Genomic DNA, 19,100 nt, shown 5'->3' on the forward strand with positions numbered 1-19,100 from the left:
GGTTACGCTGCCGTAGCATAGGTTACCCCCGATGGGCCCGGCCCGGAGCAATTCGCTCCGGGCCGGCCCCTTCGGGGTTCAGACGGCGGGGAGGAGTCCGGCCCGGGCGAGGATCTCGTCCGCGACGGCGGCGGCCGGACGGTGCTCGGTGTCGACGTGGTCGGCGAACTCCGGCCGGCGCAGGGCGTCGAGGCAGCGTTCGACCTGGTTGCCCTCCCAACTGAGTGGTCCCCACTTGTCCGGGCCTTCTCCGCGTTCGCGGAGGCGGGAACGGATGGTGGCGGCCTCGGCGAGCAGGGTGAAGTGGCGCACGTGGTGGCCGGCTTCGCGCAGCGGTCGGACGATCTGGTCGAAGACGGGCTGGCGGGCGATGGTCATGGGGACGACGACCGGGCGGTCGTAGTGCCGGGCTGCCTGGTCGAGCATGCACCGGGTCAGTGGCGGCCAGACCGGCTCCAGCTCGAACTCCTCGGTTCGCAGGGCTTCGGGGAGCTGGGCCCAGAGCATGTGGCCGATGTCTTCCGGGTTGACGATCAGGGCGTCGGGACGGCGTCGGGCGATCAGCCCGGTGGTGCTGGTCTTGCCGACGCCGAACGGGCCGTTGACGAAGAGGATCACGTGCGGGCCTTTGTGTCGGCGGGTCAGAAGAGTTCGACGTACCGGTTCGGGTAGGTGCGGGCGTCGTAACGCAGGACCAGCACGGTGTAGTGCTGGTGGGCGCGCAGGGTGTTGGTGGCGTGCTTGATCTGGCGGAGGCGTTCGGTCATGGCGGAGCGGACGGCGGGCTCGGTGCCGCCGCTCTGGTCGAGGACGCGGTCGACGGTGGATCGGCAGTAGTGGTCGATGGCGTCGGCGGGTTCGGGGGTGAGGGTGTGGTCGGCCTGGTGGAGGACGTCGAGGCCGGCGAAGAGGGCGAGGGCCTGGTCGCGGGTCTCCATGGGGCTGGTGATGCCGAAGACGTCCCGGCGGACGGCGGCGGCGTGGTCGGGCAGCGGTTCGGGGGCCCAGAAGGGGGAGGCGAGGACGTAGCCGTCGGGGGCGAGGAGGTTCAGCAGGCGGCGGGCCATGGCGGGCGGGTCGGGGAAGAAGCCGAGCGCGGCGCCGACGGCGATGTGGGTGAAGGTGTGTTCGGAGGTGAAGGTGGTGCCGTCGGCCTGGTGGTAGGCGAGGCGGAGGGACGGGTCGAGGAGCTGGTGGTTGTAGCGGGCGAGGGCGACGGAGTCGGCGCTGAGGTCGAAGCCGGTGGCGGCGCAGTCGGTGAGGCGGGCGAGTTCGCGGCTGGTGAAGCCGGTGGTGCAGGCGACGTCGAGGAGGTGGTGCTGTCGGCCGAGGCGCGAGTGCAGGGCCCAGGTGTTGAGGGTGGCGTGGGCTCCGGGCATGACGTTGGTCTGGTTGACCATGGCGACGAAGTCCGGGTAGTTCGCGGCCCAGACCTCGTCGGCCGAGCGGGGGATCGTGGGCAGCGGCCACCTGGTGACGGGGGCGGAAGCGGTGGTGGTCATGGTGTCCTCTCGGTGGTGCGGGCGGGGGTTCGGCGCTGGGCGGGCAGGTGGGCGGGGTGGAGGCCGGCGAGGCGGGTGACGCTCATGCCGAAGCCGACGCACGGGGGAAGGCCGCTGTCGTACAGGTCGATGACCTGCTGGTAGGCGCGGTGGGCGAGGTGGCGGTCCATGGCGAACTGGGTGGTGAAGGCGTCGGCGAGGCGGTGGGGGTCGCGTTCGTTGGCGGCGATCTCGGCGAGTTCGAGCCCGTCGGCGTAGAGCCAGATCCGTTGTGCTCGGCGGCCGGTGCCGGCGATGAGGGGTGAGGAGGGGCCGGGGATGTCGGTGATCGCGGTGAAGCCGCGCAGGTGCTGGCGGACGCTGTGACGCCACAGGCGGCGGGCGAGGCGGTCGGCGTCGTCGGTGTGTTCGGCGGTGTGGGGGGTGCGTTCGGCTGCGAGGGCGCGGACGGCGGGGGCGTCGGCGGGGTCGATGCCGGTGATCGCGGCGAAGGCGTGGTCGAAGGTGCGGTGGACAAGGGGGGAGGTGATGCCGGTAATGCCGGTGACGAGGTCGGCGAGGTAGGCGGTGGCCAATGGCAGGGTGAGGTCGGCCGCGTACGCCTCCAGCATGGTGAATTCGACCGTGGGGCGGCCTCGTTGGCCTTCGTTGCGGAAGCTCGGGCCGATCTCGTAGCAGCGGGTGGTGCCGGCGGCGATGGTGGCGAGCAGATCGAGTTCGCTGGTGACGCGCAGGTACTGGCGGTGGCCGGCGGCGTCGGCCCAGGTGGTGAACGGGCGGGCGGTGCCGCCGAAGTAGCCGCCAGTGAGCGTCGGGGTGAGCGTCTCCCGGAATCCGCCTGCGGCGAGGTGCGCGCGCAACGGCTCCAGGGCGGGGGTGAGGAGCGCGGAGGGCGGCAAGGGCGCGCGTGTGCCGCGTTCGTGGAGGTCGAGGCGGTCGACGAAGAGGGTGGGGTGGCCGGTGCTGCTGGTGGAGCAGGTTCCGCGGGCGGCGACCAGGTCGCCGGCCTGGAGTTTCGCCGCGGCGGTGGAGGTGAGGGCGAGTTGGGCGGTGCGGCCGTCCCAGGCGAGGTCGGCGAACGTGGTCTTCTTGTGGACTCGGACGGCGGTGAGGCGGCCGGCCAGGAGGACGCTGTGTCCCGGGGACGGCCAGGCGGCCCAGTCGGCCAGCGGCAGCGGGGCGGTGGCGCGCGGGCCGGCCGCGGCGGAGCTGCGGGGCGGTGGGGCGAGCGGGTCGTCTGGGCCGGTGAGGGCGAGCAGCAGGTGGACGGGGTCGTCGGTTCGCGGGTCGAGGAGCCAGGCGGTGCGCCGGAGCAGGTCGCGGTGGTGCTCGCCGCGGGTGTCGGGGAGCAGACGCAGGAGGTGCAGGACGGCGGCGGCGCGGAGGCCGGTGAGCTGGCAGGGGATGGTGGCGCAGAGGGTGGTTGCGGCGGCGGCCAGGCGGGCGGGGTCGGCCGGGCTGTGTGGCCAGGGTGGTTGGCCGGGTTCGGTCGCGGCGGCGAGTGCGTGGTGGAGGATGTCGAGTTCGCGCGGCCCGCGGTTGCCGGGGCTGCTGTGGAGGGCGACGGCGTCGTGGGGGACGCAGTCCAGGAGGCGGGCGATGCCGGCCAGCAGGTGGTCGGCGCCGTCGGTGGGGCGGGCGGTGAACAGGACGGCGGCCGCGCTGAGCAGTTCCGTGGGCGCGTCCCACCGGGTGGGGGCGCTGCTGGTGTGGGTTCGGGCGACGGACGCGGCGAGCGCGGCGGTGTCGGTGCTCATGTCGTCTCCACTTCGGTCGATCGGGCGCGCCACCACGTGACAGGCGGGTCGTCGGGGTGGAGCGGTGCGACGAACTTCTGTGCTTCGGCGGTCTGTTGGGCGTGGTCGGTGTTGTAGGGGGTGCCGGCGGCCTGGTGAGCGGAGCGGATGCGCTCGCGGACGGCCGGTGCGATCACCGCGCCCTTGGGGGTGGCATGCCGGTCGAAGGAGTGGACGGGTTGGAGGAGGAAGAAGGTGGTGGTCGATCCGCGGGTGGAGCGCGGGGAGGTGTCCGGGTAGCAGGGGGCGAAGACGATCAGGAACCAGCGGACTCCGGACAGTTGAAGCCACCAGCCGTCCGTGCCCGCGTCGGCGAGGGCTGCGGCCGGGTCGGTGCCGGTTGCCTCCAGAAGGCCGGTGACGGTCTGGCGGACCGTCTCGGCCAGGACCTCGATCGTGGATCCGAGGCCGAGGTCGGTGAGCTGGAGGAGGAGTCCGTCGACGTCGTCGTGTTCGATCCGGCGTGCGAGGTCGGCGACGGCGGGCCCGGCCGCGAAGCCGGCTTCGTACGGCCGGAGGCCGGTGTACGGAGGGACGGTCTCGATGCGGGCGCGGGCGGCGAACGGGCACGCCGAGGTGCCCCGGATGGTGCGGAAACTGTCAGCCACGGGCGTCGACCGCCCAGGGGTCGAGGTGGCTGCGCGAGGGAAGCGGGCCGTCTCCGCCCTGGTACTTGCCGTTGTACAGGTCGGTGATCTCGCCGTACGTGGTCCAGAAGGTCACCTGTGCCAGCGGCATGCCCGGCAGGAGCAGCGTGGGCAAGGTGGCGTAGAGCTGCAGGGTGGAGTGCCCGAAGAAGCCGAGGTCGAAGAGATCGGCGGTGATGTGCGCGAAGACTCCGCGGCGGGCGAAGCCGCTCTTGGCGTGCATGATCGGTACGAAGGTGTCGCTGCCGAGCTGTTCGGCGGTCTCGCCCAGGACGAAGGCTCCGGGCTCCAGCAGGTGGCCGGTGTCCGGGATCTCGCGGTACTCGACGTTCGGCTCCAGGCGGGGGTCGAGGACCTGGCCGGGCCGGTAGACCGCCAGGCGGCGGCCCAGGGTCAGGTCGTAGCTGTTGGTGGTGCAGCGCGCCAGGTCGAAGGGCGTGATCCGGATGCGGCCGGTGGCCGCTTCTTCGGCGATCTGGTGTCCGGTGAGGATCACGACGCGGCTCCGGTCTGCGACTCGCAGGCGTGGTTGAAGTTGGCGTAGGTGGCGGGGCTCGGGACGACGCGACCGGCGTTGCGCCAGAAGCTGACCTGGCCGGCCACCATCCCGGGGCGGATACGGGTAGGCAGGGCCGCGACGATCTCCAGCGTCCAGCGGTGGCAGGAGGTGGTGTGTCCCAGGTCGGCGCTGAGCTGGAGGAAGAGGCCTCGCCTGCCGTTGCTGCTGCAGCCGATGAGCCGCATCGCGAACTGGCGGCTGCCGATGACCTCCTCGGTGTGCCCGAGGTACATCCGGTGCGGCTCCAGGACGAAGCCGTCGTCGGGCAGTTCGACGTCGCTCCAGCCGTCGCCGTCGGAGACTTTCAGCCCGCGGCCGAGGTGGTAGTTGATCGAGTTGGGGTTGACGCCGGCCCGGTCGTAGGGGGAGAAGACGATGTCACCCGAGCCGACGGCGTGCCGGATCGCGTTGCCGGTGAGGATCACGGGGCCGTCCTCCCCTCGACGGCGAGGGGTAGGGCGGTGGCGGCGCGGATCACCTGGGAGGGCTTCCACTGCGTGCTGCCCGTTGCTCGGAGGCGGATGTCGTGGCTCGTGACGGCGCGCAGGACGGCGGCGGCTTCCAGGCGGGCCAGCGCGGCGCCGAAGCAGGCATGTGGGCCGTGTCCGAATCCGATGTGCCTGTTGGGCGTCCGGTTGAGCCGGAACGCCTCGGGTTCCTCGAATACTTCGGGGTCGCGGTTCGCCGACGCCTGAAGGAGGATCAGTCGCGTTCCCGCTGCCACTGGGGCGGTGCCGATCTCGCAGTCCGTCGCTGCGGTCCGAGCGGTGATCTGCGCGGGCCCGTCCAGGCGCAGGACCTCCTCGACGAACGCGCCGGCGGCTTCGGTGGAGTCGGCCACCGGTGCCGCCAGGTGCGGGTGTTCCGCGAGTGCCCGCAGGATGCCGCCGATCAGTCCGGTCGTCGTCTCATGCCCTCCGACCAGCAGCGTGATCAGGTTGGCGACGACCTCCTCGCGGGTGAGGCGCTCGCCGTGTTCCTCCGCTTCTGTCAGCGCCGACACGATGTCGTCGGCGCGCTCGGCGCGACGGTGCTCGACGTGTTCGGAGAAGTACGCCCACAGCTCCGTCCACGCGCCGGTGAGCCGCAGCTCCTGGTCCGCGGTGAGCGCCGGCTCGGTCAACAGGATGACGTCGTTGACCCACCTCGTGAGAAGGTCTCGGTCACCCGGGGGCACGCCCAGCAGCATGCAGATCGTGCTCACCGGCAGGGGCTCGGCGATGTCCCGCGCGGCGTCCCCTCCTCCGGCCGTCACGAAGCGCGAGACCAGCGCGGCGGCCTCCGCTTCGAGCCTCGACTCCAGGGCCGCGACCCGACGCGGTGTGAACGCCTTCGCCAACAGCCCGCGCATTCGCGGGTGTTGCGGAGCGTCCGAGTACAGCACCCACGACTTCACGGGCTCCAGCGCGGGCCGCAGGGACGGGTTGATCTCCGCCAGCATCCCGGCGGCGGTCGGCGCGCACAGGAATCCCGGATCCCGCAGCAGGCGGCGAACTTCCCGGTACCGCGGAACCACGAGCCTGCCGCTGCCGAGACCGGGGCAGTCGATGACCCGCGGGCCGACGGCCAAGGCCGCGAGCGCGTGTTCGCGCCGAGGCCCCTCGGTCAGCGCGACTAAGACGGCGTTCTGGTCCATGTGCTCTCTCCCTTCTGCCCGGCGTGCGCGCAGGACAGTTCGCCTGCTAGCGACAACAGGGCTGCGGTGCAACGGAGTTCGGCCCGACGGTGGGCGGTGCCCGGTCGGCTGGGCGTCGCACGCCCCGTCTCGGACCGTCATTCGATGATGACGCTACGTCAGGTGAGGGGCAAGGGGGTCGGAAGGGAAACCCTGTCCTTTTCGCTGAAGCGGCATATGCGGGTTCGGGACCAACCGCTACGCTGTCTCAGAAAGGGGAGGTGCGAGAGTGGCCGTCGAGCCGACACCGCGGCGACGCAGACTCGGCATGGAGGTTCGGCTCGCCCGACGCCGTCTCGGATGGAGCCTGGACGAGGCTGCCGCCAAGCTGGGCTACGAATCCGCGTCGACCTGCTCGAAGATCGAAAACGGCACGCAGGGCATCAAGCCGCAGCAACTCCCGCACTTCTTCGAGATCCTCGGCATCACCGATTCGGCGGTTCAGGGATTCTGGCGTGACCTCGTGCGGAACGCCGGAGACCGCAACTGGCCCCAGCTGTACCCCGGCGTCACAGACGACCCCCTCGGCGACTACCTCGTCAACCTGGAGATCGCCAACGGCCTGTTCATCTGGTCGCCGGTGGCGGTCCACGGGCTCCTGCAGTGCGATGCCTACGAGCTGGCGGTGATCCTCGCCGGACGGGCCTGGCGTGGCCAGGAGGACATCCAGCGGTTCATCACCGTACGCCGGAACAGCCGCCATGCCGCCCTCGCCCGCAAAACGCCCCTCCCGATATGGGCCGTCCTCACGGAAGCACAGCTGCGGCAGGAAGTCGGCGGCCGGGAGACAGCCCGTGCGCAAGTCCTCCACCTGGCCGAGCTCACCCGCACGCACCCGAACATCGTCATCCAGGTCATCCCGCTGTCACACGGCGCGCACGCCGGCTGCGACGGTCCGTTCATGTCCTGGACGTTCCCGACCGGCTACAACTCCGTCACCATCGAGGGGATGAAAGCCGCCCTCCACCTCAACGACCCCGCCACCGTCGCGGACTACCGCACCACCAGCGACCACCTCAAGACGGACGCGCTGCCGCCGAAGGAATCGCTCGAACTCCTCACCCGAATCGCCAAGGACCTCTCGTGAACCACCCGCCTGCCACCGCCATCGTCACCGCCGACGAGAAGAACAGCCTCGACCCGGCCTGGCTCGAAGAACAGCTGCAACAAGCGGAGTGGCTCAGCGCCAGCACCGGCGGCAGCAACTGCGTCGAGGTCGCGTTCCTCGCATGCGGCTTGGTGAGCACCCGCGACTCCCTGAACGCGGACCACCGCCCCCAGCTCTACTCGCACGAGGAGTGGCAAGCGTTCATCGCAGGAGCGAAGGCTGGCCTCTTCGACCCGGTGCAGCCATAGAGGCTTCGCCGCCGTCCAGGCCCCCGACCGCCAAGCGCGGCGGGCGACGCTGCCAAGATAGTCGCGGTCCGCAAGCAGAACTCCGGCCATCTTCGACCAGTTGATCTGTGACGTCGTGCTCGTCGGCGCGAGCATGGGCGAGAACCGTGTTGCGTTGAACCCGGCTCGCCGATGGGCACTTGGGGGTACGGTCCCAGGAGACATCGGGAGGAGCGGTCAGCATGAGCCATTGGTCGGAGCTGACGACCGGCGAGCGCGTGAAGATGCTTCGCGGCAAGGTCAGCCAGGAGAAGATCGCCGACCGGTCCGGCATCTCCCTTCACACTCTGCGCAAACTGGAGCAGGGCGGCAACGTGGCGCTGCCGACCCTCGTGAAGGTCGCCGAGGGTCTGCACACCGAAGTCTCGGTGATCCTCGGCCAACAGGCCCCCCGGCGGGGCATGAGCACTGAGGACCGGGCGATGCTCCGCGCCCTCTCCCAGGCCGTCCACGACACTGCGGCCGGCATCCTCTTCGACCCCGCCGAAGACACCGCCCCCGGCCTCGCGGACCTCACCGAGGCCGCGGAGCGCATGTGGCGGATCTACTTCCGGGGCGCGTACGCCGATGCCGGGGTCCTGGCCGCGCCGTTCCTCCGCTCGGCGGCCCTGTACGCCCGGCACGCACCCGTGGGGAAGGAAGCGACCGGGGCCGCGCTGCTCTCCGACGCCTACCGGGCCTGCGGCCTGATCGCCAACTTCCTCGGCGCACGCGACCTGGCGTACTCCGCCGTCGGCCACGCGATGCGGTGCGCGGAGCTCGCCGCCGATCCGGTGCGCGTCTCCATGCTCGGCTCCGCCCGGGCAAGGGTCCTCCTGCGGGACAACCGGGTCGAACAGGCGCTGCGCGAGACGGAAGCAGCCGCGGCCCGCAACGAGCCGACGTTCTCCGAGCAAGGCTCCAAGCTCCTCGTCGCCTACGGGAAGAACATCGTCTTCGGTGCCGTCGCCGCTTCTCGGCTCGGCGACTCCGAGCGGACCGCCGACCTGATGTCCCAGGCCCACGCGGTCGCCGCCCGACTCGGCCGGGACGTGTTCACCAGCGGCATGCAGTTCGGCCCGTCCTACGCCGGCGCCCAGGCCGTCGGAGTCAACGTCGCCCTCGGCAACGCGGGGCGGGCGCTGGATATCGCGGCCCGCTTCGACAGCACCGGCCTGACCCAGGCCTCGCACAACCGCATGATGCTCGACATCGCCTTGGCCCAGTGCGACGTCCGCCAGTGGGACACCGCCGTCGACACTCTGCTGGAGGTCTGTACCGACCACGCTGATTGGGCACGACACCAGGCCATCCCGAATGTCATCATCCAGAGGGCCAGCCGAGCCAGCACGAGTCGGCTCCGGAAGCTCTCCCAGATCCTGGGGACTTCTCCGATCTGACCTTCGGCCTTGGAGACCATGTTGCGCGGCCTGATCCTCGACTTCGCCGGAGTGATGAGCACCCCGATCGGGCAGTCCTCCCGGGCGTGGTGCCTTCGGGAAGGGCTGCCGGCCGACGCCTGGCGCAGCACCCTCGAAGACGACCCGCTCGGCCGCGCACTGTACGTCGAACTCGAACTCGGCCGGCTCTCCCAGACGGAGTGGAACGAGGGAACCGCGGCGATCATGGGAGTGGAACCCGCCAACCTGATGGGGCGGGTGCACTCGGAGGTCCGGGCCGTCCCGTCGATGGTGGCGCTGGCCGTCGCGGCGCGCGCGGCAGGCCTGGTGGTCGCGCTGCTGTCCAACTCCTACGGAATCGACCCGTACAACCCGTACGTCGAGACTGGAGTGTGGGACTTGTTCGACGTGCACGTGATCAGCGGCGCCGAGGGGTTGGCGAAGCCCGACCCGGCGATCTACGAACTGACCTTGGAACGCATGGGCCTCGCTGGCCGCGACTGCGTCTTCGTCGACGATCACTTCGCCAATCTCGGCCCGGCCGAGGCCTTGGGCATCACGACGGTCCACGCGACGGGCCCGGACACCGCGGCCCGGACCGCCCAACTGCTGGGCCTCGACATCGATCTCGCTTCGCCGGGTGGACCTGAAGACGCCTCCGTCCAGGTCTAGTTGACGCAGCGTCGATGAAGTCGTACGCACCGTACGACTCCAGCCCTCCGTGACTTTCGGAAGTCGTACGGACCGCAGGTTCACCTTGCGCCGCTGCTGAACCACAGTGGTGACATGCCTTCGGATGCGCCTCAACTGCCCGGCCGAGTACGGGTCGGGCTCTACTTCGTCTCTGCCGCCGGCGATCCGGACGGTGTGCTGGAGCGCAACTGTCGGCAGCACGCCGAAGCCCGGGAGTGGGTGGTCGCGGGCGGGTTTACCGACTCGGCTGTGGAGATCGCCCTCGCCGAGAGGGAGGGGTGGCTCGCGCTGGTAGAGGCGCTGGAACGCGGGGAGATCCAGGGCGTCCTCACCTGGAACCGCGCGATGGTCGCGGACACCTCCGAGGAGTGGGATCGGCTCGCTGCGATCCTCGCTGACCGAGGAGGGTTCCTGGTCTCGTGCGCCCTCAACACCCCCGGTCAGTCGCTGTACGGCCGAAGCCTGACCAACGCGCCATCAGGAACCCCGCGCGCCGCAGGCCGGCGAATCCGCAGCGACCGGCCCAGCAGCCGCGAAGCCTGAGTTGCGGTCACCCAACGGCCCGCCGCAGGAAGCAGACCGGTCGCCAACTTCCCGCGTGGGCAACCATGCCCACGCACCGGTTTCTGCCGGCCGCCATCTCAAGGTCCAAGGTCCAAGCGGTCGGGACGACCGCATCGACAGAGCATGAAAGGCGGAACAGGCCATGCCATCGGCGTCCACGGTTGCTGCCGGTCTTGTGCAGCACCCTGCCGGTCACGATTCCCACCTGCGCGAGGCCGTGGAGGAATTCCGGCAGGGCCGGGTGTGGTCGGTGCGGGGGCTGTTGCACCAGTCGTGGGGCGACTGGGAGTTGTGGACGTCGCGGACGCAGGTGTTCGGGGTGGTGGCCACTCGTCTCAACGTGCTCGACACCTGGGAGCAGGAGGAGCCGGACGCGTTCGGCCTGACCACGTTGCGCAGCAGGGTGGCGGTGCAGGCGGCCCTTCTGGCCGCCCAGCAGCCGGCGACGAAGCAGGAGTTGGGACAGTACGTGGCCTCGGCGCGGGAGTGGTGCTGGCAGGCGGCGTCGGCGCTGGCCGACGATCCGGTCCCGTGGCTCGGGCTGCTCGCGCTTGCGCAGCTGGACTCGGAGCTGGCACGGCCGGAGCACCGTGTGCCGGCGCGGGACAGGCTGCTTCCGCCCGGCCCGTGGGGGCTTTTCGAGCAGGTACGGCGCACGGATCCGTGGAACCGCGAGGCGTTCCATCGGATGCTGCGGTTCTGGCTGGGCAGGGGCGAGATTGGCCCGGCGTCCTCGTTCCTGTCCGGCTACGTGCGCGATGCTCCCGCCGGGTCTCCTCTTCACGCGCTGCCGCTGTATCGGCACGTCGAGCTCTACCGGCGTGCGGGGAAGGGCACGGAGGCGGCGGCGTACATGCAGTGGACGAACGACGGGGACGTCCGCGTGGCCGTGCAACAGGTGCTGGCGCACTGGAGGGCCGCTCGCGGAGCCGGCGCGCGGTGGCCGGTGGCGGACGAGAGCCACCTCGCGCACGCGCTGTCGGCGACCCGCCGCCACCAGGACGCCGCCGAGGTGTTCGCCGCGATGCACCCGTTCGTCTCCGGGGAGCCGTGGGCCAGCCTCTCGGACGATCCCAACCGGCTGCTGCACGACGCCGTCCGGAAAGCCTTCGCCGCCCGCTGACCCCCGCTCAACCTCTTCTTTCGCCCGGTGTCCGGCACCGGGCTCCGACCCGACCCCTCACGGAGGTTCACCATGCCCCGGCACCAACGTCCTGGTCCCGCCCCCGGCGAGGACGAACACCTTCGCTCCCTCGGGTACGAGCCCGAACTCGTACGCCGGATGGGCGGATTCGCCAACTTCGGCATCAGCTTCAACGTCATTTCGGTGCCTTCGGGCGGCATGACCCTGTTCGGGTTCGGCCTGCTGGCCGGCGGGCCGGCGGTGATGATGGGGGGCTGGGTCGCGGTCGGCCTGGCGGTGCTGCTCGTCGGTGCGGCGCTGGCGGAGGTCACCAGCGCCTACCCGACCTCCGGCGGCCTGTACTACATGGCGCAGCGGCTCGGCGGTCCGCGGTGGGGCTGGGTGACGGGCTGGCTGAACTTGCTGGGCCTGATCGGCGGGATCGCGGGGATCGACTACGGGGCGGCGTCGTTCATCGCAGCGTTCGCCGGGTTGCAGTGGGGGACCGTTCCGACTCCGGGCCTGATCCTGGCGATCTTCGCGGGCGTCCTGGTGCTGCACGCCGCGCTGAACGTCTTCGGCGTCCGCGTGGTGAGCGTGCTGAACTCGATCTCGGTGTGGTGGCACCTGCTGGGGATCATGGTGATCGTCGGCGTGCTGGCCGTCGTGCCGTCCCATCACCAGTCCGTGGGCTGGGTGTTCGGGCACTTCGCCAACGGCACCGGCTGGTCGAACCCGATCTACGTGAGCGCGATCGGCCTGCTGCTGGGCGGCTACACGTTCTGCGGCTACGACGCCTCCGCTCACATGTCGGAGGAGACGGTGAACGCGCGCCTCGCCGCGCCGCGCGGCATCGTCCGCTCGATCTGGGTGTCGCTGCTGGCGGGGTTCGTGCTGCTGGCCGGGATGCTGTTCGCGGTCCAGGACTATGCCGGCACCGCCGCAGCGGTGGTGCCGCCCGCGCAGATCTTCCTCGACACGGTCGGTGCGGGCGGCGCGAAGGCGCTGCTGCTGATCGTGATCGGCGCCCAGCTGTTCTGCGGCTCGGCGGAGACCACCGCCGCGTCCCGGATGATCTACGCGTTCTCGCGGGACAACGCCCTGCCCGGCTCGGCGACGTGGCGCAGGGTGTCGGCCAACGGCACTCCGGTGCCTGCGGTGTGGCTGGCCGTCGGCGCGGCGTTCGTCCTGGCCGTCCCCTCGCTGTGGTCGGCCACCGCGTACGGGGCGATCACGGCGGTCAACGTCGTCGGCATGACGCCCAGCTACATCATCCCGGTGTTCCTGCGGCTGCGGCAGCGCGACCGGTTCGCTCCCGGGCCGTGGAACCTCGGCCGGTGGAGCCGGTCGGTGGGCATCGCCGCGGTGACATGGGTGGCGGTGCTGGTCGTGCTGGTGTGCCTGCCGCAGCGATACCCGGTGACCGTCGACACGTTCAACTACGCGCCCGTGACGCTGCTCGCGGTTCTCGCCCTGGCGTGGGTGTGGTGGCGGGTGGCCGGTGACAAGTTCGACGTGCCGGTGGTGGCCGATGCGCACCTGGCCCGGATCGAGGCGCAGATCGTATGAGCGCGACGATGCGAACCGGCAGCCTGCGCAAGGCTGTTGAGGTCCAAGTGGCGGCGGACGCGGTCGAGAAGCTGGTGGACGCCGGCGTGGACACCGTGCTGCTGGCGACGGTCGACGTGCAGGGCAGGCTCAAGGGCAAGGAGCACGATGCGCAGACGCTGCTGTCCCGGTTGCGCTCGGGCCCTCTGTCGCCGGAGATGTGCGGGTACGTGCTCGGCACCGATCTGGGCATGACCCCGCCCGGCGACGGCCCGTTCTCCTGGCAGTCGGGCTTCGGGGACGTCGCCCTGCTTCCCGACATGGAGAACGCCCGGGTGCTGCCGTGGCTGTCGGGCACCGCGCTGGTCCTCGCCGATCCGGTCAGCGGCGGACGCCCGCACCCGCTCGCTCCCAGTACGGTGCTGACCGAGCAGCAGCAAGCTCTCGCCGATCTCGGCCTGGTGCCCGCGGTGGGGATCGAGACGGAGTTCGTGCTGTACGAGGGCACCGCCCGGGACGCTGCGGCGTCCGGTTGGCGCGGCCTTCGCCCCGCGACCTGGGACAACCGTGACTACGCGCTCGACCAGCCGCCGAGGGTGCGGGAGTTCGGCCGCCGACTGCGACGGGTCCTGGCCGCAGCTGGGATGCCGGTCGAGGCGGTCAAGGGCGAAGGCGCGCCCGGCCAACTGGAAGTGACCTTCCCGTACGGGGAAGCGGTGGCGGCGTGCGAGCAGCACGTGCTGTTCAAGCACGCCGCGAAGGTCATTGCTACCGAGCACAGCCTGATCGCCTCGTTCATGGCGGCCCCGTCCACCGGCATCGGCTCGGGGATGCACCTGCACGTGTCGCTGGAAGGGCTCGACGGCCCGGCTCTGGCCGCCGACCCGGCAGCCGGTATCGAGCTGTCGGAGTTGGGCGGGCACGCGGTGGCCGGACTACTGACGGTGCTGCCCGAGGTCGCGCCGCTGTGGGCGCCGTACGTCAACAGCTACAAGCGGTTCGCGGACCACTCGTTCGCCCCGGCCCGCCTCGCGTGGGGCCGCGACAACCGCACCTGCGCCGTGCGGGTGGTCGGCCACGGCCCGAGTCTGCGGCTGGAGGTGCGGCTGCCGGGCGCGGACGCCAATCCGATGCTGGCGCTGGCGGCGGTGGTCGCCGGCATCCGGCACGGCATCGAAGCGAAGCTCACGCCCCCGCCGGCGGTCGGCGGCGACGCCTACCGGCGGCTGGACGCGCCGCTGGTGCCGCGCTCGCTGGAGGAGGCCCTCGGCCGGTTCGAGACGAGCGCACTGGCCGGTGAGCTGCTGGGCGAACCGGCCGTCGCACACCTGGCCCGCGTCGCCCGCCTGGACCTGGACCACCATGCCGCCCGCGTCACCGACGCCGAGGTCGAGTGCGGCCTGATCCAGGCATAGCCCCGGGCCGGCGGCGGGTCTCCTCGCTCCTCGCCGTCGGCCCGGACCAACCCCCTCACCTTCCCTGTCTGTTGGAGGAACCCTCGTGGACACCACCCGCCCCGGCGCGGTGTCGGCGCTGCTGGCCGCGCCGCACCTGGTCGACGTCGCCGCGCCCGGCATGGAGGGCCTGGCCCGCTGGCTGGCCGGGGCCGGGGCCGATGTCACCGGCTCCGTCCCGGCCGACCTCGCGGGCAGCCCTGTCGTGGCTGCTCTCGAAGCGGGCGGAGTCCGGGTGCATGTCGGCTTCGACGCGGCGCACGTGGGCGCGGAGCGCAGCACGGTGGTGTGGTCGGGAGTGGTCGTCGGACCGCACCCGGAGCTGGACCGTGCGCGGGTGCTGGGGCTGCCGGTCCTCGGCCGCGCCGTCGCCCTCAACACAATCGCGGCCCGGACCGGCGCGGTGACGGTCGCGGTGGCGGGCAGCCACAGCACCGCGACCGCCGCCGCTGCGCTCGCGCACGTCCTCGACGACGGGCACACCGGGTGGATCCTGAACACCCCGGCCCGCGTGGGCGCCCCCGGCCACGCCGCCGCCGGGCACCGGATCGTCATCGACCTCTGCCCGGACAACGGCACTCACGAGGCCGCTCCGCCCTTCGCCTGGCAGCACCTGCCCGCCCCGCACTCCCCTCTTGCCGAGCCCCGCTACGCTGCCGCGCTGATCATGTCGACCGGCGCCAACGCCCCGCACTTCGAGGACCCCGTCGCGGGCTTGGACGCCGCCGAACGCGTCGCCCGCCGCGCCGACACCGTCGTCCTGCCGATCTGGGACAAGAGCGCCGCGCTCCTGCGCGACCGCCTCACCGGCAGGCCCGGCCCCAACGTGGTCACCGTCGGCCTCGACACGTCCTCCACCGTCCAGGTCACGCACCTGACCCGCACCGCCGCCGGCTTCCGGATCGTGCTGCGCCACCAGGGGGCGGGCCACTCCTTCGACGTGCCGGTGGCCGGCCGCCACCACGCCCTGGCGGTGTGTGCGGCCATCGCCACCGCCCTGGTGATCGACGCAGACCCGCGGGCCGTCGTCCAGCGCGCCACCGCCTTCCCCGGCGCTGAGCGCTGCCTCGCCACCGTCGGCACGGAGGGCGGCGTCACCGTCGTCGACTCCCGCGCCCGGCACCCGCACGAGATCGCCCAGGACGTGCTGGAGGCCGCCCGGCTGCTCACCGAGGGCTCGCTGCTCGTCGTCCTGGAGCTGGACGGCCTCGCCCGCGCCGGCGCGCACGCCGAGGAGATCGGCGAGGCCCTCGCCGACGCCGACCTGGCGCTGCTGCTGCCGGTCAGCACCCCGCTGACCCGCCACACCGTGCCCGACCCGCTGGACGCCATCGAACAGGCAGCCCTCCAGCACCTCGACGCCGGAGCCGTCCACCGCCTCCGCTCCGGCCCGGGCGACGCGGACACGGTGCAGCAGATCGACGACATGGTCACCGAGGGCGACCTGGTCCTCGTCGTCGGCACCGGGCAGGCCGAGCAGCTGGCACCGCGCCTGCTGGCCCACCTCGCCCCGCCCACCGCGCCGACCCCGCAGTCCTGAACCACCCGAACCGCTCTGCTGGAGAGACCCCTGTGACCCCCGCTCCCTCGCCCGAACTGACCGACGCGCAGCGACGGTTGATCGTGCTCGTCGCCAACGGCGCGAGCCTCAAGCAGATCGCCGCCGAGCCCGAGATCCGGCTGCGGCCGGACGGGGCACACGGCGCGATCGGCGCGGTCCTTGCCGCGACCGGCACCCACACCCTGGCGCACCTGGCGGCATGGGCCACCGCCCAACGAATCGTCACCCGACCCACGCGGCCCACCGAGGCACTGACCACCACGCCCACCCTGACCCGGCGACATCAGCAGGTCCTCTCCGGCTGGGCAGGCGGGATGACCGACGAGAAGCTGGCCGCCGAACTCGGCATCGCCCAGAGCACGGTCCGCAGCTACGGCAAAACGGTGCTCGCCACCCTCGGCGTCCGCCGCACGCCGCAGGCGGTCGTCGTCGGGGTCCTCACCGGCCTGGTGCTGCTGAGCGACATCAACCCCGCCTGGCCGGCGAAGCCGCTGACCGCCGCCGTCGCCCTGTGAACGCCTCCACCCGGAAGAAGACCGGGTCCCCCGCATCCCTCGAAGACCTGCGCGCCCTCACCGACAGCGAACTGACGCTAGCCGGCCAGATCGCGGCCGGCTTCACGGCCCGCGACATCGCCCACGCACCCGGACCGTACCGGGACACCGAGGCCGCCCGGCAGGCCATCCAGGACCTCCTGAACAAGACCGGCACCCGAACCGGTGCCCAGCTCGCCGGACGGATGACCGTCGCGGGACTCGTCACCGCCACGCGCGACACATCGCCGTCCGACACTACGCCCGACACCCCGCAGTCCGACACCACGCCCGACACATCGCCGTCCGACCTCCCGCCCCGGCTCCTGGCGATCCTGCAGGACTGGACGGACGGCCGCGCCACGACCGACATCGCCCGGAAGCTCGGCGTCTCGCAGACCACCATGGGCACCCACGTCAGGACCCTGTACGTGCGCCTGGGGGTCTCCAGCCCGGCGCAGGCCGTCGTCGTCGGCGTGTCCGACAAGCTCGTCCGGCCGACGGCCGCGCGGTGACCGCCACGCCCCTCGCGGCCGGTCGCGATCAGCAGCGCGCCTGGCAGGACACCGTGCCCCGGTCTCCCTCGCGTATCGCCGCCGGCGTGCTGCTCGTTGTCGTCGTCGTGTTCGGCCTCGGAACCGCCTTCGGACTGTGGGCCGGGCTCTTGCTCGACCTCGTTCTCGCACTGCGGGGCCGGGTGCTGCTGCTGCTGGCCTTCCAAGCGGTCATCGTGGTCCCCGCCGTTGCCCATGAGATCCGGATGTATCGGGCCGGCGATCACCCGCTCGTCCGGTGGCGTGCCCGGCGCGAAGCGCGACTCGCGGAGTCGGCGACGACCGGTGCGCCGGCCTCGGCCCGACCCGGGGCGGAGGAGCAGTGAACACATCGTTCCCCGGCCGTGCCGCGGCCCTCGTGTGCTTCCTGCTCGGCGTTTGCACCGGAGCCTCGCTGCTGTTCCTCATCGAGCGCCGCTCCCTTGCCGAGCCGGTCTGGCTCGCCCTGGCCGCGGCCCCCGCGCTCGCGGCAGGGGCTGGCCTCGACTGGCTGATCTGCCGCCGCGCGGCAGCCGACCGCACCACCTGGCACCACACCCATGGCGGCCGTCCGGGTCAGGGCCGCACCACCGATAACGGAACAACACCTCGCCGATGACGACAGCACCCTCTCCCGTCGAAGCCCCGCCCTACGAGTCCGACCGCCTGTTCAGACGCTTACTGGCTACCCATCCCGGCGTCGTCGTGGACGCCGAGGCGCTGCTGAGTGCCGCCCCCGCCGGCTCGCCCGACCGGCTGCCGCCGCTGGTGCGGCTCCTGGAATGCGCGCGGGAGGCCGGTCTGCCGGTGGCGCTGCGCGGAGAGCACCGCTACGCCCGGGTGCGCTCCGAGTACGGGCGCCACGGACTTCACGACCTGTGGACCGAGGTCCTGCCCGCCGGGCAGCACCAGCACGCCTCCGATCTGCCGTACGTCACGGCGGTGCTGCCCGAGCAGGCGCAGGAGTTCTTGACGCCTGTGCCGGGGCTGCTCGTCACGGTGGCCGGCCGGCTGACAGGCCCGCCGCAGCACCCCGTGCCCTTGCAGCCGTACGCCGAGGGCGTGTTCGTGCAGCTGATGACGGGCCGGACCTACGCCCAGATCACTGAACTGTCCAGGTACCCGAGGAGCTTCATCGGCAACACCACCTCCCGCTCCGTCAGGCTCCGGGGGTGCGTGAACGCCGCGCACCTGATTGCCAGGGCGATTGTCGACGGCTACCTCGACCCCGTACTGGCGCTGCGTACCGCCGTCAGCCCGCCAACTGCCCCGAAGCCGGCCGACCTCGACTTCCTCATCGCCACCATCGGCAGCGAACTGACCGATGTCGCCCGCCGTTTCGGCCGGACTGTCGGCACGGTCATACACCGCAGGCACTTCGCGATCCGGGCCCTTGGCGGCCTCACCCCCATTCACGCCCGTGCCATCGCGCTCGCCATCGGCGTCGTGCCCGACTCGGCCATCCCGGCCCGCGGGCCCTATCCCGTCGACGGACGAGGCCCCACGGTGAGGCCGACGTGACCGTCCGCCCACGTCCTCGGACCACCGCAACCGGCTTGGTCGAGCCAGTTCGTCGGCCCGGCACCGCCTGTCCGCCGCCCGCGCCCACACCCCGCAGAGAAGTGATGAACCACCAGTTCCTACCCGGCCGCCTGCGGTACGTCGAAGCACCGGAGCCCTTCGAGCCGGACGGCCGCCCGTCGGTGTTCCTCGCCGGGGCGACCGTCGGCTGCCCGGACTGGCAGTGGAAGGCGGTCGAGCTGCTGGCGCGCGCCGGCTTCGACGGAACCGTCCTCAACCCCCGCCCCTCCCGCAATCCGGCCACCGACCCCTACGCCGCGTGGGAACCTCTCGGCTGGCAGGACCGCAACATCCGCCGCACCGCCGCGGTCGTGTTCTGGAACCCGATCGGGCCCATGCGCGTGCAGGACTGCTACGAGGCCGGCCTGTTCACCCCTTACGGCGGGCTGGTGGTCGTCGGCTGCGACCCCGCCGACCCCGTCCAGCGCGCCAACCGCGTACTGCTCGCGCACCGCATGCCGTGGCTGCCCGTCGCCGACAGCCTCGCTGGCACCGTCGCCGCCGCCCTTGCCGCGCTCACCACCCCCGCCCCCGTACGGGGCTGACCACCCGCCACC

22 protein-coding genes are annotated in these 19,100 nt (G+C 71.8%); 15 read left to right on the plus strand and 7 right to left on the minus strand.

Annotation, left to right across the window (positions count from 1 at the left end; translation table 11 throughout):
* Positions 1 to 78: 78 nt before the first annotated feature.
* The 7 genes from ACFV4P_RS34080 to ACFV4P_RS34110 are packed head-to-tail and all read right to left on the minus strand — an operon-like array spanning position 79 to position 6,140.
* Positions 79 to 618, minus strand: coding sequence for an AAA family ATPase (locus tag ACFV4P_RS34080; protein ID WP_380477367.1), 540 nt, complete (start codon positions 616 to 618; stop codon positions 79 to 81).
* 23 nt (positions 619 to 641) lie between these two features.
* Entirely contained in the window at positions 642 to 1,502 is an 861-nt protein-coding gene (locus ACFV4P_RS34085) for a class I SAM-dependent methyltransferase (protein ID WP_380477368.1), read from the minus strand.
* Positions 1,499 to 3,259, minus strand: coding sequence for an amino acid--tRNA ligase-related protein (locus ACFV4P_RS34090; RefSeq protein ID WP_380477369.1), 1,761 nt, complete (start codon positions 3,257 to 3,259; stop codon positions 1,499 to 1,501). Before ACFV4P_RS34090 ends, ACFV4P_RS34085 begins: the two co-directional genes overlap by 4 nt.
* On the minus strand, positions 3,256 to 3,906 hold the full coding sequence (locus ACFV4P_RS34095) for a hypothetical protein (protein ID WP_380477370.1): 651 nt from the start codon (positions 3,904 to 3,906) through the stop codon (positions 3,256 to 3,258). Before ACFV4P_RS34095 ends, ACFV4P_RS34090 begins: the two co-directional genes overlap by 4 nt.
* Positions 3,899 to 4,441 carry a dCTP deaminase gene (locus ACFV4P_RS34100; protein WP_380477371.1) on the minus strand — a complete coding sequence of 181 codons (543 nt, stop codon included), beginning with the start codon at positions 4,439 to 4,441 and terminating at the stop codon, positions 3,899 to 3,901. The genes ACFV4P_RS34095 and ACFV4P_RS34100 overlap by 8 nt, the downstream gene beginning before the upstream one ends.
* Positions 4,438 to 4,929 carry a deoxycytidine deaminase gene (locus ACFV4P_RS34105; protein WP_380477372.1) on the minus strand — a complete coding sequence of 164 codons (492 nt, stop codon included), beginning with the start codon at positions 4,927 to 4,929 and terminating at the stop codon, positions 4,438 to 4,440. The genes ACFV4P_RS34100 and ACFV4P_RS34105 overlap by 4 nt, the downstream gene beginning before the upstream one ends.
* Complete coding sequence (locus ACFV4P_RS34110; protein WP_380477373.1) at positions 4,926 to 6,140, minus strand: cytochrome P450; 1,215 nt, start codon at positions 6,138 to 6,140, stop codon at positions 4,926 to 4,928. The genes ACFV4P_RS34105 and ACFV4P_RS34110 overlap by 4 nt, the downstream gene beginning before the upstream one ends.
* A 307-nt stretch (positions 6,141 to 6,447) precedes the next feature.
* On the opposite strand from ACFV4P_RS34110, the gene ACFV4P_RS34115 reads away from it, so the two are divergent.
* The 15 genes from ACFV4P_RS34115 (at position 6,448) to ACFV4P_RS34185 (ending at position 19,088) form a co-directional block, all read left to right on the plus strand.
* A complete protein-coding gene (locus ACFV4P_RS34115) occupies positions 6,448 to 7,266 on the plus strand; it encodes a Scr1 family TA system antitoxin-like transcriptional regulator (RefSeq protein WP_380477374.1) in 819 nt (272 codons plus the stop codon).
* On the plus strand, positions 7,263 to 7,535 hold the full coding sequence (locus ACFV4P_RS34120; protein WP_380477375.1) for a DUF397 domain-containing protein: 273 nt from the start codon (positions 7,263 to 7,265) through the stop codon (positions 7,533 to 7,535). Before ACFV4P_RS34115 ends, ACFV4P_RS34120 begins: the two co-directional genes overlap by 4 nt.
* Positions 7,536 to 7,756: 221 nt before the next feature.
* A complete protein-coding gene (locus ACFV4P_RS34125; RefSeq protein WP_380477376.1) occupies positions 7,757 to 8,953 on the plus strand; it encodes a helix-turn-helix domain-containing protein in 1,197 nt (398 codons plus the stop codon).
* Between the two features lie 18 nt (positions 8,954 to 8,971).
* Entirely contained in the window at positions 8,972 to 9,625 is a 654-nt protein-coding gene (locus tag ACFV4P_RS34130) for an HAD-IA family hydrolase (protein ID WP_380477404.1), read from the plus strand.
* A gap of 114 nt (positions 9,626 to 9,739) precedes the next feature.
* On the plus strand, positions 9,740 to 10,189 hold the full coding sequence (locus ACFV4P_RS34135) for a hypothetical protein (protein ID WP_380477377.1): 450 nt from the start codon (positions 9,740 to 9,742) through the stop codon (positions 10,187 to 10,189).
* A 196-nt stretch (positions 10,190 to 10,385) separates the two neighbouring features.
* Entirely contained in the window at positions 10,386 to 11,333 is a 948-nt protein-coding gene (locus tag ACFV4P_RS34140) for a hypothetical protein (protein WP_380477378.1), read from the plus strand.
* A gap of 72 nt (positions 11,334 to 11,405) precedes the next feature.
* On the plus strand, positions 11,406 to 12,902 hold the full coding sequence (locus tag ACFV4P_RS34145; protein WP_380477379.1) for an amino acid permease: 1,497 nt from the start codon (positions 11,406 to 11,408) through the stop codon (positions 12,900 to 12,902).
* Positions 12,903 to 12,910: 8 nt separating this feature from the next.
* A complete protein-coding gene (locus ACFV4P_RS34150; protein WP_380477380.1) occupies positions 12,911 to 14,296 on the plus strand; it encodes a glutamine synthetase family protein in 1,386 nt (461 codons plus the stop codon).
* A gap of 85 nt (positions 14,297 to 14,381) precedes the next feature.
* Positions 14,382 to 15,875: a Mur ligase domain-containing protein gene (locus tag ACFV4P_RS34155; RefSeq protein ID WP_380477381.1), complete on the plus strand. Its 1,494-nt coding sequence runs from the start codon at positions 14,382 to 14,384 to the stop codon at positions 15,873 to 15,875.
* A 32-nt stretch (positions 15,876 to 15,907) separates the two neighbouring features.
* Positions 15,908 to 16,411, plus strand: a complete 504-nt coding sequence (locus ACFV4P_RS34160) for a LuxR C-terminal-related transcriptional regulator (RefSeq protein WP_380477382.1) — start codon at positions 15,908 to 15,910, stop codon at positions 16,409 to 16,411.
* A complete protein-coding gene (locus ACFV4P_RS34165; protein ID WP_380477383.1) occupies positions 16,408 to 16,944 on the plus strand; it encodes a response regulator transcription factor in 537 nt (178 codons plus the stop codon). Before ACFV4P_RS34160 ends, ACFV4P_RS34165 begins: the two co-directional genes overlap by 4 nt.
* Positions 16,941 to 17,309 (plus strand): hypothetical protein, encoded by a 369-nt coding sequence (locus tag ACFV4P_RS34170; RefSeq protein ID WP_380477384.1) that lies wholly within the window; start codon positions 16,941 to 16,943, stop codon positions 17,307 to 17,309. The genes ACFV4P_RS34165 and ACFV4P_RS34170 overlap by 4 nt, the downstream gene beginning before the upstream one ends.
* Positions 17,306 to 17,581, plus strand: coding sequence for a hypothetical protein (locus ACFV4P_RS34175; protein WP_380477385.1), 276 nt, complete (start codon positions 17,306 to 17,308; stop codon positions 17,579 to 17,581). The genes ACFV4P_RS34170 and ACFV4P_RS34175 overlap by 4 nt, the downstream gene beginning before the upstream one ends.
* Positions 17,578 to 18,483 (plus strand): hypothetical protein, encoded by a 906-nt coding sequence (locus tag ACFV4P_RS34180; protein ID WP_380477386.1) that lies wholly within the window; start codon positions 17,578 to 17,580, stop codon positions 18,481 to 18,483. The genes ACFV4P_RS34175 and ACFV4P_RS34180 overlap by 4 nt, the downstream gene beginning before the upstream one ends.
* 104 nt (positions 18,484 to 18,587) lie before the next feature.
* Positions 18,588 to 19,088, plus strand: coding sequence for a hypothetical protein (locus ACFV4P_RS34185; protein ID WP_380477387.1), 501 nt, complete (start codon positions 18,588 to 18,590; stop codon positions 19,086 to 19,088).
* Positions 19,089 to 19,100: the final 12 nt, after the last annotated feature.

The organism is Kitasatospora sp. NPDC059795 (assembly GCF_042732175.1).
Lineage (GTDB): Bacteria > Actinomycetota > Actinomycetes > Streptomycetales > Streptomycetaceae > Kitasatospora.

Coding starts and splice junctions, on each gene's coding strand:
- ACFV4P_RS34185 (WP_380477387.1), top strand. CDS start 18,588: ATGAACCACCAGTTCCTACCCGGCCGCCTGCGGTACGTCGAAGCACCG.
- ACFV4P_RS34090 (WP_380477369.1), bottom strand. CDS start 3,259: ATGAGCACCGACACCGCCGCGCTCGCCGCGTCCGTCGCCCGAACCCAC.
- ACFV4P_RS34085 (WP_380477368.1), bottom strand. CDS start 1,502: ATGACCACCACCGCTTCCGCCCCCGTCACCAGGTGGCCGCTGCCCACG.
- ACFV4P_RS34115 (WP_380477374.1), top strand. CDS start 6,448: ATGGAGGTTCGGCTCGCCCGACGCCGTCTCGGATGGAGCCTGGACGAG.
- ACFV4P_RS34180 (WP_380477386.1), top strand. CDS start 17,578: ATGACGACAGCACCCTCTCCCGTCGAAGCCCCGCCCTACGAGTCCGAC.
- ACFV4P_RS34125 (WP_380477376.1), top strand. CDS start 7,757: ATGAGCCATTGGTCGGAGCTGACGACCGGCGAGCGCGTGAAGATGCTT.
- ACFV4P_RS34145 (WP_380477379.1), top strand. CDS start 11,406: ATGCCCCGGCACCAACGTCCTGGTCCCGCCCCCGGCGAGGACGAACAC.
- ACFV4P_RS34150 (WP_380477380.1), top strand. CDS start 12,911: ATGCGAACCGGCAGCCTGCGCAAGGCTGTTGAGGTCCAAGTGGCGGCG.
- ACFV4P_RS34135 (WP_380477377.1), top strand. CDS start 9,740: ATGCCTTCGGATGCGCCTCAACTGCCCGGCCGAGTACGGGTCGGGCTC.
- ACFV4P_RS34130 (WP_380477404.1), top strand. CDS start 8,972: ATGTTGCGCGGCCTGATCCTCGACTTCGCCGGAGTGATGAGCACCCCG.
- ACFV4P_RS34110 (WP_380477373.1), bottom strand. CDS start 6,140: ATGGACCAGAACGCCGTCTTAGTCGCGCTGACCGAGGGGCCTCGGCGC.